The following is a 12,761-nucleotide window of genomic DNA, read 5'->3' as shown; positions in this document are numbered from 1 at the left end:
TTGACCACTTCATGCCGCGCAACAGGACAGTTTGGAGACGTCAGTAGTGAAGGACTGGGCTGCTATCTTGATGCCTTCGGCCATGGTCAGATAGGGGCTCCAGAGATTCGCGACCTGATCAACGGTCATCCCGGCCTCCAGAATGTAAATCCCTGCGGCGGCGATGTCCCCGGCGTCCTTACCCACGACAGTGATCCCTACAATCCGACCCGTGTCCGCGTCGGCAACGATCTTGATGAAGCCGCGGGTATCACGGTTCACCAGCGCGCGAGGGATAAATTTGAGCGGCAGAACCCGGCACATGCACCGGATCCCTGCCTGGTTCGCTTCCTTGTCCGTCATCCCGACAGCGGCCAGGGCAGGGCTGGTAAACGTGACCCGGGGCAGGTGCCGGTAATCGACCTCACGCCCGGCACCCTCAAAGGCGTTCTCCACCATCAGGGCCCCGTGCGCGGCGGCGACGTAAACGAACTCCGGGTGACCCGTCACATCACCCGCGGCCCAGATCCTCGGATTAGTACTGCGAAGGCTCCCGTCGACCAGGACTTCCCCGCGGTCCCCGGTTTCAACGCCGACCATGCAAAGGTTCAAATCCTCCGTGACCGGGCGCCGGCCTGTTGCCATGAGCAGGCGCGCGGCCCTGAATTCCTCGTTTCCTCCTGAGACGGAAGCATCCACGACCACGTCCCCCGACACCTCATCGGTCCGGACCGAGGACGCTGTCGCTCGACGGACGACCCGGATGCCCTCATCGGCGAAGACACCGGCGAGGGCATGCCCGGCTTCAGGCTCTTCGGCCGAGGCGAGCTTGGACCGGACCAGGATGGTCACCTCCGTGCCGAGCCGGGCGAAAAGCTGCGCCTGCTCCAGCGCCACATACCCGCCGCCCACCACCAGCATCGAAGCGGGAACGTCCTGCAGCTCCATCGCACTCGTGGACGTCAGATAATCCACCTCGTCCATTCCCGGCACTTCAGGGATCCAGGGGGTGGAGCCGGTCGCGACCAGGTAGTGTTCCGCGCTGACTGTCTCGGTGGTTCCGCCCGGGGCGGTGATGTTCAAAACCGGTGCGGCTGCGGTTCCGGCGAACACCGCCGTCCCCCGCTGCAGGTTCCATCCATAGCCCGCGGCGAGATCCACATACTTCTCTGACCGCATGGATTCGACCAGTGAGCGCTTCCCGGCGACCAGTTCGGGCATATCCACCGGCTCTGCGGAGGTGCTGATACCGGGGAACCGTCCGGAAGCATCGAGGGCGACATGGCGGGCTTCCGCGGCGGCCAGCAGGGCCTTGGACGGGATGCAGCCCGTGTTCACGCACGTGCCTCCCACAGTGCTGCGCTCCACCATCAACACCCGCTTGCCACGGCTGGTTGCCCGGATGGCCGCAGCGAAAGCAGCCCCGCCGGAACCGATAATGGCCAGGTCATAATCGAAAGATGCTGCCGACACGAGGGACTCCTGAAGATGGAAGGGAAGCAGCCGCCAGCACACCTGTTGCTCAACCGACCGCCATGTGCAGCCTTCAACCGAAGACCAGCTCTGCATCCCATTCTCAACCTTCCCCTACACTGGAATGTCAAGGAATCGCCGTCCTGGCCGCCTGCTAAGAAATGAGTTCATGATGCGTATCGGTGAGGCCGCGGCAGCGGCAGGGATGACAACCAAGACGCTGCGTTTCTACGAGGACAGCGGGCTTCTCCCGGCAGCGAAAAGATCCTCTAACGGCTACCGGGACTACCATGACGACTCCGTGGCCAGGCTCGAATTCATCCGCCGCGGACGGGCCGCAGGCCTCGCCCTGACCCAAATACGCGAAATTCTTAGCCTCCGTGACGCCGGAGAAGCCCCCTGCGCCCACGTCCAAGACCTTCTCTCCAACCAGCTGGCCGAACTGGACCACCAGATTTCTGAACTAATGGCGCTGCGATCCATCGTCGCCGGCCTTCACGCCACTGCCGCGTCCGGGACCGACGCAAGCTGCGATCCCGAACAAATCTGCAGCTACCTCTGACGCACTACTCCGCCAGACGCCAGCTTCCAACAACCGGGACCCCGGGTATCGTCCCAACCCGCGGCAGTGTTTTCACAGACCCAGAAACCACGCCAAGAACCCCTAGACACCCTCACAACATCATCCCCGGACGTCCGACGGGTGGGTACCGTTCGGGCCGTCCTAGTGGGCTCCGATCACGTTGACACAATCAGGCGGTGCCCCAAGCACCTTCGTCACGTGGTTCCCTGTTGCCCCCAGGCAGAGAAATCTGGCTTCCATGTTGTCCATGGTTTGATCGTTTGATCAGCACCAAGCGAAGATTCCCCTTCTCGTCCCTGTTATGAAGGTATAGCGACTGAAGCCTGCCGCAGTTCCTGCATCCTTCCTGCATCCTTTCTCCAAGATGACTGAGTGGAATCAGATATGTCCCGTGCGAGTGATGCTGTTGGTTTCTGTGGAGTGAAGTGTCCGCTCAATTCAACTCCGGCCGCGGCTGGGGCCACTGATGACGGGGCCGACAACGAGGAAGGGATCCCTTCGCGGCGCGCCGCTGATTGGTTCACGTTTACAGCAACCAACTACGTCCGCCCTGCGCCATCTGTATCATCTCAGGGACAAGGCATCAGGGTCACCTTGGTGGAGGATTAAAGATCAACGGGCGACTGGAGTAGCAAGCGGGACCGACCGCATTACGGGTTGCGGCCGGCTAAAGCAGCAGGCCTTGCAAATTTTCAGCGGCGACGCGGATCATTCCCCCAAGTTCGGCGCGCAGCTTGTCCGACATCCGGTGGGCCGGCACCGATACATTGATTCCGTAAAGCGTGCCACTTGGCCCCGTGATCGATACGGCAACGGAGGTTACGCCGTCTTCGCTTTCTTCTTCGCTTGTCGCGTAGCCCATGCGCCGAATTTTGTCAAGTTCGGCTTCAAGATCGGCCCGTGACGTTATTGAATTTCCCGTTAGGCCGGGGAGTTCCTGGTTAGGGTACAGGGCCCATAGCTGCTCTTGAGTGAGTCGGCTCAGCATCGCTTTTCCTGTAGCCGTGCAGTTTGCGGGCAACGTGAGGCCTTGGCGGGAGCCCACTCGAACTGCCCTTGAGCTTTCAATGGCATCAAGGAATTGGGCGTCTGTCCTCTCGAGCCTGGCGAAGTGGACCGTTTCCCCGGTTTGTTGGAACAGCTGTTCGAGGACAGGACGAGCGAGGGTTCTTATGTCCACCTGGCGTCTGATGGCGAAGGCGATGGAGCTGAGCGCCTGGCCTGGCTCATAGGCGCGAGTAGCGGGGTTTTGCCGCACGAAACCTCGGTAAAGCAACATACCCATAAGCCTGTGCGCTGTCGACGATGCGACACCGAGATAGTTGCTCGCATCTGTTAACCGGATGCTGGGCTGGGTTTTGAATAGGAGGAGCAGTCGCAATGCATTGTCAACAGATTCGATGGGGTACTGTGGCGGCGGACCGTACTTGGACGCGGCGTCCGTATCTGTAGATTGCATGCCTGATATCGTACCCAGCATGGGTGGGGGTGTCTGTATTCTCCTGTCGGCTAGCTTCACCACGCAGCGTTCATCCGAGCCAGTTCGTGTCTCCATGCCGTTTGCGTGTTGAACGACCCGCCGAGGTCTGGCAGTTCCGCCATGTCCGAGTCCGGAAGGTCTTTGAGCGTTCCCCCCGCTGCCGTGACCTGAAGCGACAATCCTGCCAGAATATCTACGCTGATTGCCTGAAGCACCGCTTGCTCTACTGTCTCCGCGGCGCTGGTCAGCCCGTGTCCGCGGAGCAGCACCACAGGGCGGTCACCCATAGCGTGGAGCATTTCCGTCGCCAACTGGCGGTTCCTGATCAGAACCCCTCGGGGATACACGGGTACCCCGCCTGCTGCCAGGCGGGTGCCGGGAATATCGAAGGCTCCGACGATCGGGCGGACGCCAAGCCCGGCGAGGTCAGCTGCGACGACCCGTGGCGGGTGCGCGTGGACGACCGCGTTGATGTCTTGGCGTTGTCGTAACAGCTCGGTGTGGAGGGGAAGCTCGTTGGGCACGGTGTATCCCCCTTCCAGTTCGCCTTCAGCAGCGGGATTGCCGTCAAGGTCCACCAAGCGGATGTCGGCGGCTTCAGTGAATGCCAATCCCCGCTCCCGGGGACCCCTGCAGCGGACGAGCGATTTATTCTCGCCGATTCGAAGGCTGATATGGCCGAGGATGCCGTCTGCCAGGCCACGGTGTGCCAGCACACGGCATGCCAAAGCAATCGCTTCCCTCTCCCCTGCATGTGTCAGGGGTGGCTGACTCTGTTCCATCATGATGCCGTCAGGGGCTGGGGGTTCAGCATTGGTTCGAGTTTTTCCCGCAGTTCCTGGACCGTGACTCCCGTACCCATCCCACGGCGGCAGGCCAGAAGCGCCTTAGGCCAGTTGACGATGGCGGCACCGCTCAGGTTGATACCGTCGACCGTATAGAGAGCGGCGAAGCGTCCGTGAACTTCCGGATGCCCGATGATAACGTGTTCAGCGTTTCCGCCTACCCGGCCGACCACCTGGATCTTCCAATCGTGTTGGTCACTCCAGACGTATTCGACGGGAGTGTAGGCGCGGGGAGTCTCCGGATGCGTGATGTTGTAAGCGACACACGCGGCCTGCTCGACGGCGTTTGTCCAGTGCTCGATTCGGATATCTTCGCCATGTTTTTGGTGCCGCCATCGTGCAACGTCGCCGACGCCATAGACATGCGGGGCGTCCACGGTGCGGCAGTATTCGTCGAGCACCAGACCGTTGTCCACGAGCAGACCCGAAGAACCGAGCCAGGCGTCGTTGGGAACGGCGCCAATGCCGACCAGAATTGTGGCGGCCTCTAGGTTCTGACCGTTGGTAAGCCGCAGGGCGAAAGAACCCTGTTCGCCGTCGATGGCCTCGACTCCGGTACCAAAGATTGTCTTCACGCCATTGCTACTGTGAAGGTCTCCGAACCACTGCCCGACTTCCGCGTTGAAGATGCGGCTCATAGGGATCGGGAGTGGGTCAATAACTGTCACTTCCAGACCCAGCGCCCGCGCTGTCGCCGCGGCTTCGGCGCCGATAAAACCTGCCCCGACAACAGCCAGATGTCCGCCCTTTGCGAGGTCCGCACGGAGGCTGCGGCCGTCGTCGAGGGTGCGAAGAACGTGGATGCCAGGCCGCTGCCCCCACGGCGATGGGCGGGCGGAGGCGCCTGTGGCTACGACCAGGTTGTCGAAGTGCAGAGCTTCCTGACCTTGCAGATTCAGCAGGTTTCCTGCGATGTCGATCCCGGTTGCTGCACGTCCAAGTTGCAGCTCTATTCCTAATTCCTGGGCTTGGTCGCGGTCCAGTAGGCAGATGGAGGCTTCAGTTGCTGTACCTGCCAGGACGGTTTTAGACAACGGCGGCTTGTCGTAGGGCAGTTCCGTTTCTTCACCGACGAGAACGATACGTCCTTCGTATCCCTCCAGGCGTAGGGACTGTGCCGTCCGCACGCCCCCGATGGAGGAGCCCACGATGACAGTTACTGTATTCAATTAGTCCTCCACTATCAGGGCGGAAACGGGGCAGCTGCGGGCTGCCTCCACGACCCGGGCTCGGTCAGCCTCGGGTACTTCAGTCTTGAGGAGGACTACGATCCCGTCGTCATCCAGATCAAAATAATCGGTCGCCCCGACAACGCAGTTGGCGTACCCTTGGCAGGCTGCTAGGTCTGCTTTTACGACTGGCATGCTCAAACTCCTTGGCCTAAGTGTTGCTGTTCTTCTTGAATTGGGGCGGTCGTTCATCCTCGGCGATGAGCGGACCGAATGGATTTCCGATCATGGCCGAAAACGTTGCCGGTGCCTGCCATGTCAGCGCCTCGAGTTCCAGCGGGCACAAAGAAACCCACTGCGCGGAGCGCGGGGATTTGATCATCAGCCGGGAGCCATTGCGGGTCTCCACCCTTGTGATGTGCACCTCGGCAAACTCATTGGCAATCACGATCGGAGCGCCAGTGGCATGCGCTTCCAGCCGGACGCGTTCCTCTGCCGCGCGAATGGCGGCAAGGCGGTCTTCTTCCTCGCCTTCCCAACCAATTTTCATAGGAATATGGCCAGATTCTGCATGCGGATAACCGACTCATCCACCATGATGGTCCGGCGTGCCAGCTCCCATCCGGTACCGGTGCGGCGCAGAAGGTCCTCACGTCCGGCGGACACCGTGGCGGCCTCCCGTACATCGCCCCTGCTGCGGAAGAGCAGCACCGCCGAATCAACGATGATTTCATTCGGGTTGTCTGTGCGGAATGTCCGAACGTTCGTGATGTAGTGGCGCAACCGTGAGGGGGGGTCTTCGGTCCAGGCATGCTCTGTGGCAAACCGGGCTACCCGCCGGCTGAGCGAGTACCTGTTTTCATCAAGATGGGCCATACCAGGGGACGTGCTATAGCCGGCGCCCAGGGCGGTCGTCACCCGGACGGGCATAAGATAATGCACGTCTTCAGCAATCCGTGCCATCCATGCGTCATAGTCCTGGGCGTCCAGAAGGTAGGCTTCGTCAACCAGCCAACGGTGCGCTTGAAGGTGGAGTGCATCATCGAACGGGAGGGATTCCCCTATCCTCTGTGTGCGTGGGGCATGGCCACCGAGGACAGACTGCTCCGAAAGGGTCTTGCCGTTGCGATCGGTTTCAACGCTCATGGCCTAGGCCTCCTTTGTGAGGATCTGGTCGGCCGGGATGGCGGTGCTCCCGACGGCGGCCGGTGAAGGATCCGCCTCGGCAGCCGCGGGTGCCTGAATAGGATCGGTTCCGACGTGCAGCTGGGCCGCTTTCTCCATCGGGCGTTCGAGGTGATCAGCCCACCGCAGCAGGAGTTCACGCTGGTTGTATTCGCTGTAGCCGACCCGCGTGGAACCTGGTCCTGAATACTCATCTGAGGTCAGGGGTTCTACGACGTTCTGCCCGTTTTCCAGCATGCCCATCCGGCTGTTGAGCAGGAGGCGGCGGGCCATAGGGCCGCCCGCCGTGCTGGTCAATGAGACCCAGTTTTCAACGTCGTCTTGTTCAAACATGCCGCCGCTGCCAAAGCACATGAGATATGCCTTGTACGAAAGGGCCTTGAACTCCTCAGACGCGTTCTTGTCCACGGCAAACCACGAGACGATCTCGGTCTCGTCTTCGCTGATGGGCTGCCATTGGCGGATGGAGATAAACGGCAGGACATCGTCGGAATCCTCCTCTACGCGCGGCCAGTTGTGGACGAAGCTCATGTTTGGGAAGACCGATGCGGCCGAGACCATGAATCCGTCCTTGCCGACTACATCGAGCTGCTCCTGGCTCCATTGCTCCTTCATCCGCGCGATCATGTCGTCGGGGTAGCCGACATAGCGAAGCCGGTCCTCCAAGGTGCCCTCGGGGAGCTTGTAGGTGGTACCGCCGCCGTTGCCGGCCCAGTAGGTTGTTCCATCCTTGCGCTTCTCAGCCTTGGGTTCGCGGAAGAGACCGATTTCAACAACTGACGTGTGCGTTTGGGGAGTGTGGTACATGTCGCCAGCGAAGTTTTCGGCGCCGATCTTCCAGTTCGCTTTGACCCGCCACCGCTGGGGGCCCCGGAGTTCGATGCCGTCAGCGCTTTGCTTGGTGTAGTAATCCATGTAGAACTTGAAGTCGCCCAGGAAGTCCTCAAGGGGTTCCGCGTCAGGGTCAAGGCTGATGAAAATCAGACCGTTGTATACCCCCAGAGAAGGAGCAGGGAGCAGGGTCTGGCCTTTTTTCTTGAAGCCTTCTTCCCCACCGTAGGCCTCTTTGTGGAACGGCAGACCCACGATGCGCCCATCGTTGCGGTAGGACCAGCCGTGGTAGGGGCAGCGGAAATGCGAGGCGTTTCCCATCTCGGCCCGGCAGACCTGCATTCCCCGGTGGAGGCACATGTTAAAGAGAGCACGGATCTCGCCCTTTTCGTCTCGGGAAATGATGAATGAATCTTCGAGCACACGGCGCACTACGTAGTCGCCGGCTTCGGGCACCTCGGACTCGTGGGCAACGAAGAGCCAACTCCGTCCGAATAGGCGCTCCTTTTCGAGCTCGAAGATCTCCTTATCGTTGTAAATGTGTGCAGGAATCATGCCGCGCTGCACGTCCTGGATAACGCTGGTCTGATCTGTCATGAGAGGTCTCCTTCGTTGGGCCCGCATGTTTTCTCTGTGTTGCAGAGAAGGTTTCTGTAATCAAGAGGATGACGCAAAATGTGAGGTTCGTCAACCCCTCTCGATTCCGTGAAGAAGCATCGTCGGAATCAATGGCCGTTTTCAGGCAGATCAGAGTCGCGCGCGGCCCCCTCGCCCTTGTCCAATTGCCGAATCGAGGCCATCTCGGCGGCGCTGAGCGAGAAATCAAACACGGACAGGTTTTCGGTGAGCCAGAGCGGGTCTGAAGCCTGCGGGATGGGCACAATGTCCTGTTGGACATGCCACCGCAGCAGGATCTGGGCTGGTGACTTATTCAGGCGCTGAGCGATCTCGATGATGATGGGGTGCGCCCGCAGGCCGGAGGACCGACCGATAGGACTCCAGGCTTCAGTGACAATTCCCAATAGCCGGTGAACGGCGCGCGGCTCTGTCCGCGCAATATCGGGGCTCAGTTGGATTTGGTTCACGTCCGGAACCACTCCGGTTGCATCGATGATTTCTTTCAAGTGGGAAGGTTTGAAGTTTGAAACACCGATGGCTTTCACGCGGCCTTCCTCCAATAACTTCACGAGTCCCTTCCACGCGTCCACGTACTTGCCCAGGGCAGGCACGGGCCAGTGGCACATAAACATGTCCAAATGGTCGAGGCCGAGTTTTCGCAGGCTCTCGTCGTAGGCCCGCTGCACTCCATCAATGCTGTGGGACTCCTTGTTGAACTTGCTGGATATGAACAACTCGGACCGTGGGACGCCCGCAGTGCGGATCCCCCGGCCGACCGCTTCTTCGTTCCTGTACTGGAACGCAGTGTCAACCAGCCGGTAGCCGCTCTGCACTGCGACACGTACCGCAGCTTCGCACTCGTCCTCCAGCATCGGCCAAGTACCCAGGCCTAAGCGTGGGATGGAGTGCCCATGCAGCAACCTCAGCCGGGGAGTCTCCGAAGCAGTTGTATCAATCGTTTTAGTTGTCATCGGATACCTCTTTCTGTGGAGCTTCCAGCTGATCTTGTTGGCGTGGCCTGCCCGGAGCGGATTGCGGTGGCCGGGATTGCTTGGGGAGATCTTTTCTGGGGTTACCCCTCGCTGCCGGAAGGGTGATAAGGACACCGGCCGTGACCAGCGCTGCGGCAACCGGGATCACGCTGACCAGCAGGGCCATCACGCACGGTGTAAGAAAGAGCGCCGCCGCCCGCACGGTGCCGGTTAGCGCAAGTGCATCCCCGCGATCTTCGGGATGGACTTCATCGGCAGCTATCGCCGGCCCGACAGTTTGAAGAATCCCAGCACCAACGCCAGATACAGTAAGGGCGACGGCGGCGGCTACTGCCACGCCGGCCAGTGGCCCCGCCGCAGCCAAACCAACCCCCGCGGTCAGGAGGCCCGTGAGAAGGGAGATCCTGTTTCCACTTTTGCGCAGCCAGCTTCCGCACAGACTTCCGGCCAGAACGGCCGAGTTGGCTAGGGACACCAAGATGCCAATGACAGTGACCGATTGTCCGGCGAAGGAAAGCACGATGGGAACGTAGGAGTCCAAGAGGCTCTTCCAGGCACCCGCTCCAGCGTTCATCCAGCAGGCGGCATCAACCCCCGGCCGCCGCCAAAGCCCTCCAGCGAAAATTCCATCGTTGGAATGGTCCGGAGCAAATACCGGAAGTTTTTTTAGAAGGACTACGGGAATGACGGCCGCCGTTCCGGCCACTGACGCCACTATCAGCGGCAGCGGGGCAGAAACTTCCCATAGATAACCGGCAAGTGCAGGCCCCATCAGGGCTCCCAACCCCGCGGCGAGATTGACATCAGTCAATCCCTTAACGGACGAGCTAGACGTGCGGACAGCGTGCGTCTGGCTGCTGGTCCAGAACAAGGCACGAGCCGAACCCTGGACCAGCTGTGACACAACGAAAACCGCCAGCGCATGCGACACCGCGATAAGGGCGCAGGAGACCGCGATCATGAGCGCCGCATACGCCAGGAGCGTCTTATCTGGAACCCTGCGCATCAGCGCGCCCAGAAATACGCGCGTCACCAACTGCGAAACAGCCGCCAGTGCAACAATCATTCCGACCTCGACCGTGCCGTATCCTGCAGCCATCGCCAGTATCGGTACGATCACTGCCAGGGTTCCTAGGGCGAACGAGAACAATACCGTTGCGATAATGCTCAGGAATCTGTCAGTCCTTGACGATCCCAGGATCTGGCCTTCGCTGGGCGATGGCATGCCGCTATTGCGTCCGCGTGCGGTTTGAGCGCTGGCATGCCGGCCTCTTTGGCGCCTTGCTCCTAACCGCGCACATGCTCGAGATAGGTGTTTGCCTCCTCCAGGCCAACAACATCGCCGTATTTGTTATCGATGTCGAAAAGGCTGGCGAGGTGCGGCAGTTCGGCTCGGTCACCGACCCCCTCTTCGACCACAACGGTGTGGAATCCATAGGAACAGGAATCCACGGCCGTGGCCCGGACGCATCCGCTGGTGGTACAGCCAACAATGAGCAACGTATCGATACCCCTAGACACAAGTCGCGCGGCAAGGTCAGTACCAAAAAAGCAGGATGCGTACTTCTTCACGAGCAGCATCTCATTGCTTTGACGGTCGAGCCTATCGTCAAGCTCCACCCATTCGCTTCCTTCAATCAGCCAGCTATTGGACGGAATTTTTTGGATCCACTTGCCGGCTTCCTGCAGGTCAGCATCGTAAGCAACTGTCGAAAAGATCACCGGGACGGTCGCGGCCCGAGCCCTGGCGAGAAGTTCCTGAGTCGCTTCAAGCTGTTCGTCAAGATCCCCGGCCAATGGGGATCTCGAATCCGTGAATCCGCGGATCATGTCAATCACCAAAAGCGCCGGCCGGCTTCCGAAGCCGATCCTCCCGCCCAGTCCTTTTTCTTTGAACTGAGACCTTAACTTCTGGTATTCCTCTCGGGCGGCAGTCGCGGACATGCTTTCCTCTTTCTTAGACCGTTCAGTTGTCAGACACCCGCATGTGCGGGCGTACAGGCCCCCTGGGCGAAGGGCTAAAGCTTGTTGCCCAGCCGTCGTTCGACTGCCCACAGCACCAGGTTCCCGGCCAGGGCGATTGCAGCAAGGAGCACGATGATGCCGTACATTGTCGGCAGGTCCAGCATGCCGTAGGCGCGCAGCGCCAAGAGTCCAAGTCCGGCACGAGCAGCGAAGAATTCCGCGATGATCACGTTGATGAACGCGATGCTGAAGCCGATACGGATGCCCACCATGAGCGAGGGTGCCATGGCCGGGATGTATATCTTGGTCACGGTCTGCAGCGGGGACAGGCTAAGCGAGCGTGCCAGCTTAGGCAGAAGCGGGTTGATGGCACGGACGCCTGCGGTTGTCGAGACCATGATGGGAAATACCGCGGCCAGTGCCGCCATTGCAGACTGCGCTCCGACGCCCACTCCAAAAATCTGCAGAAGAATGGGAAAGAAGATTACGCGCGGGATGGCGAAGGCGCCTGCGACGAGGGGGTCGAATACAGCACCGAGAAACTTGCTCCGCCCGATGCCGTAGCCCAACGGAAAGCCTATGGCAGCGGCAATAAGGAACCCGATAGCCACTGCCTGCAGAGTGGCATTGAGGTGCCGGTAGATGGAGCCATCGGCGAAACGTTCCGCCAGGGCATCAAGCGAATCCGCGGGTGAAGCGACGAGGTCACTCATGGTAGACAGCAACGCCCAGAGGAGTACCAAAGCCACCAACACGGCAGCGCGCCATACGTTGTCTCGGATGACCCTGACTCTGTCCGCCGTCTGCTGAGTGATAATTCCCGAGGGAATCGTTACATCGGTACTCACAGCATGTCCCTTCTAATGCGTTTCTCCAGCCAAGTAAGCACGCTGTTCACCAACACACTCAGGACAATGACGACAGCGATATAGGCCCACATGTCAGCGGTATTAAGTTCCCGGTAGTAGAAGCCGGCCCGGAAACCAACTCCTTGGGACGCGAGAATAAACTCCATGGCAACGGTGCCGATCACGGCGTAGATAAATCCGAGCTTCACGCCCGGAAAAATCAGTGGCGTCGCGGCCGGAAAAAGAACCTTTAAGTAATACTGCCGCGGGGAGGCGCTGACGGAATTTGCGAGCTTATGAAGAATCGGCTTGATTGCATTCAAGGCAACCATCGTGGTCAATGCGATTGGAATCAGGGACATCGACGCAGCTATAACAATGATTGGTCCCGCATTGAGTCCCATCATGGCCAGAAGAACCGGATAGAACAACAAAGTGGGCATTGCATAGCCGGTCACGATAAATGGCTCAAGGATGCGCCCCGCAGCCGGTACCCGCCATAAGAAGATCCCAAGCGGGACTCCCAGTACAAGTCCGATGGTGAACGACACCAGGATGGTAGTCAGAGTCCGGGCAACATCCTGGCCAAACCTGTCCGTGGGGACGATCTCGGCCAGCCGAATCAGGATTTCCGATGGTGGCACCATCAGCGACTGGCTCACCATGCCTGTTCTGGTGGTGAATTCAAGAACGGCAACAATCGCCACAATAATCGCCCAGCGCACTAGCGATGCACGCGGTACAAGAGCTGCTTTTTGCTTCTCCTGCACAGCCGGGGGCTTTTCCATAACGT

At 59.9% G+C, this 12,761-nt stretch carries 14 protein-coding genes; 1 reads left to right on the top strand and 13 read right to left on the bottom strand.

Features of this window, described 5'->3' with window-relative positions; translation table 11 throughout:
* Window positions 1-9 precede the first annotated feature (9 nt).
* Window positions 10-1,452, bottom strand: coding sequence for a mercury(II) reductase (merA, locus tag ASPHE3_RS20185; RefSeq protein ID WP_011691634.1), 1,443 nt, complete (start codon window positions 1,450-1,452; stop codon window positions 10-12).
* A 172-nt stretch (window positions 1,453-1,624) separates the two neighbouring features.
* Between merA and ASPHE3_RS20180 the strand changes: the two genes are divergently transcribed.
* Window positions 1,625-2,014: a heavy metal-responsive transcriptional regulator gene (locus ASPHE3_RS20180; protein ID WP_031216440.1), complete on the top strand. Its 390-nt coding sequence runs from the start codon at window positions 1,625-1,627 to the stop codon at window positions 2,012-2,014.
* 688 nt (window positions 2,015-2,702) lie between these two features.
* On the opposite strand, the gene ASPHE3_RS20175 is transcribed toward ASPHE3_RS20180, so the two are convergent.
* The 12 genes from ASPHE3_RS20175 to ASPHE3_RS20120 all read right to left on the bottom strand — a co-directional run bounded on the left by ASPHE3_RS20175 (window position 2,703) and on the right by ASPHE3_RS20120 (window position 12,756).
* The gene (locus ASPHE3_RS20175) at window positions 2,703-3,494 is read right to left on the bottom strand and encodes an IclR family transcriptional regulator (protein ID WP_041653696.1); all 792 of its coding nucleotides are present in this window, start codon (window positions 3,492-3,494) and stop codon (window positions 2,703-2,705) included.
* A 56-nt stretch (window positions 3,495-3,550) separates the two neighbouring features.
* Complete coding sequence (locus ASPHE3_RS20170) at window positions 3,551-4,297, bottom strand: class II aldolase/adducin family protein (protein WP_085930092.1); 747 nt, start codon at window positions 4,295-4,297, stop codon at window positions 3,551-3,553.
* Window positions 4,297-5,529: an NAD(P)/FAD-dependent oxidoreductase gene (locus tag ASPHE3_RS20165; protein WP_013603015.1), complete on the bottom strand. Its 1,233-nt coding sequence runs from the start codon at window positions 5,527-5,529 to the stop codon at window positions 4,297-4,299. Before ASPHE3_RS20165 ends, ASPHE3_RS20170 begins: the two co-directional genes overlap by 1 nt.
* Complete coding sequence (locus ASPHE3_RS20160; protein WP_013603014.1) at window positions 5,530-5,724, bottom strand: ferredoxin; 195 nt, start codon at window positions 5,722-5,724, stop codon at window positions 5,530-5,532.
* A gap of 16 nt (window positions 5,725-5,740) precedes the next feature.
* Entirely contained in the window at window positions 5,741-6,079 is a 339-nt protein-coding gene (locus ASPHE3_RS20155) for a hypothetical protein (protein WP_013603013.1), read from the bottom strand.
* Window positions 6,076-6,675 carry a 3-phenylpropionate/cinnamic acid dioxygenase subunit beta gene (locus tag ASPHE3_RS20150; protein ID WP_013603012.1) on the bottom strand — a complete coding sequence of 200 codons (600 nt, stop codon included), beginning with the start codon at window positions 6,673-6,675 and terminating at the stop codon, window positions 6,076-6,078. The genes ASPHE3_RS20155 and ASPHE3_RS20150 overlap by 4 nt, the downstream gene beginning before the upstream one ends.
* Before the next feature lie 3 nt (window positions 6,676-6,678).
* Window positions 6,679-8,142 carry a Rieske 2Fe-2S domain-containing protein gene (locus ASPHE3_RS20145; protein WP_041653596.1) on the bottom strand — a complete coding sequence of 488 codons (1,464 nt, stop codon included), beginning with the start codon at window positions 8,140-8,142 and terminating at the stop codon, window positions 6,679-6,681.
* 128 nt (window positions 8,143-8,270) lie between these two features.
* Window positions 8,271-9,134, bottom strand: a complete 864-nt coding sequence (locus ASPHE3_RS20140) for an aldo/keto reductase (protein WP_049786163.1) — start codon at window positions 9,132-9,134, stop codon at window positions 8,271-8,273.
* Window positions 9,124-10,380, bottom strand: a complete 1,257-nt coding sequence (locus ASPHE3_RS20135) for an MFS transporter (protein WP_013603010.1) — start codon at window positions 10,378-10,380, stop codon at window positions 9,124-9,126. Before ASPHE3_RS20135 ends, ASPHE3_RS20140 begins: the two co-directional genes overlap by 11 nt.
* Before the next feature lie 62 nt (window positions 10,381-10,442).
* On the bottom strand, window positions 10,443-11,099 hold the full coding sequence (locus ASPHE3_RS20130) for an N-carbamoylsarcosine amidohydrolase (RefSeq protein ID WP_013603009.1): 657 nt from the start codon (window positions 11,097-11,099) through the stop codon (window positions 10,443-10,445).
* 74 nt (window positions 11,100-11,173) lie between these two features.
* Window positions 11,174-11,968: an ABC transporter permease gene (locus ASPHE3_RS20125; protein WP_013603008.1), complete on the bottom strand. Its 795-nt coding sequence runs from the start codon at window positions 11,966-11,968 to the stop codon at window positions 11,174-11,176.
* Window positions 11,965-12,756 (bottom strand): ABC transporter permease, encoded by a 792-nt coding sequence (locus tag ASPHE3_RS20120; RefSeq protein ID WP_254363166.1) that lies wholly within the window; start codon window positions 12,754-12,756, stop codon window positions 11,965-11,967. The genes ASPHE3_RS20125 and ASPHE3_RS20120 overlap by 4 nt, the downstream gene beginning before the upstream one ends.
* Between the last annotated feature and the right edge of the window lie 5 nt (window positions 12,757-12,761).

The organism is Pseudarthrobacter phenanthrenivorans Sphe3 (assembly GCF_000189535.1).
Taxonomy (GTDB): Bacteria; Actinomycetota; Actinomycetes; order Actinomycetales; family Micrococcaceae; genus Arthrobacter; species Arthrobacter phenanthrenivorans.
Note: the sequence above shows the minus strand (reverse complement) of the source record. Positions and strands in the feature narration are given on the sequence as shown.

What these genes read in the sequence shown, in the direction of transcription:
- ASPHE3_RS20180 (WP_031216440.1), top strand. Translation starts at nt 1,625, where the DNA reads ATGCGTATCGGTGAGGCCGCGGCAGCGGCAGGGATGACAACCAAGACG.
- ASPHE3_RS20175 (WP_041653696.1), bottom strand. Translation starts at nt 3,494, where the DNA reads ATGCAATCTACAGATACGGACGCCGCGTCCAAGTACGGTCCGCCGCCA.
- ASPHE3_RS20170 (WP_085930092.1), bottom strand. Translation starts at nt 4,297, where the DNA reads ATGGAACAGAGTCAGCCACCCCTGACACATGCAGGGGAGAGGGAAGCG.
- ASPHE3_RS20160 (WP_013603014.1), bottom strand. Translation starts at nt 5,724, where the DNA reads ATGCCAGTCGTAAAAGCAGACCTAGCAGCCTGCCAAGGGTACGCCAAC.
- ASPHE3_RS20155 (WP_013603013.1), bottom strand. Translation starts at nt 6,079, where the DNA reads ATGAAAATTGGTTGGGAAGGCGAGGAAGAAGACCGCCTTGCCGCCATT.
- ASPHE3_RS20150 (WP_013603012.1), bottom strand. Translation starts at nt 6,675, where the DNA reads ATGAGCGTTGAAACCGATCGCAACGGCAAGACCCTTTCGGAGCAGTCT.
- ASPHE3_RS20145 (WP_041653596.1), bottom strand. Translation starts at nt 8,142, where the DNA reads ATGACAGATCAGACCAGCGTTATCCAGGACGTGCAGCGCGGCATGATT.
- ASPHE3_RS20140 (WP_049786163.1), bottom strand. Translation starts at nt 9,134, where the DNA reads ATGACAACTAAAACGATTGATACAACTGCTTCGGAGACTCCCCGGCTG.
- ASPHE3_RS20135 (WP_013603010.1), bottom strand. Translation starts at nt 10,380, where the DNA reads ATGCCATCGCCCAGCGAAGGCCAGATCCTGGGATCGTCAAGGACTGAC.
- ASPHE3_RS20130 (WP_013603009.1), bottom strand. Translation starts at nt 11,099, where the DNA reads ATGTCCGCGACTGCCGCCCGAGAGGAATACCAGAAGTTAAGGTCTCAG.
- ASPHE3_RS20120 (WP_254363166.1), bottom strand. Translation starts at nt 12,756, where the DNA reads ATGGAAAAGCCCCCGGCTGTGCAGGAGAAGCAAAAAGCAGCTCTTGTA.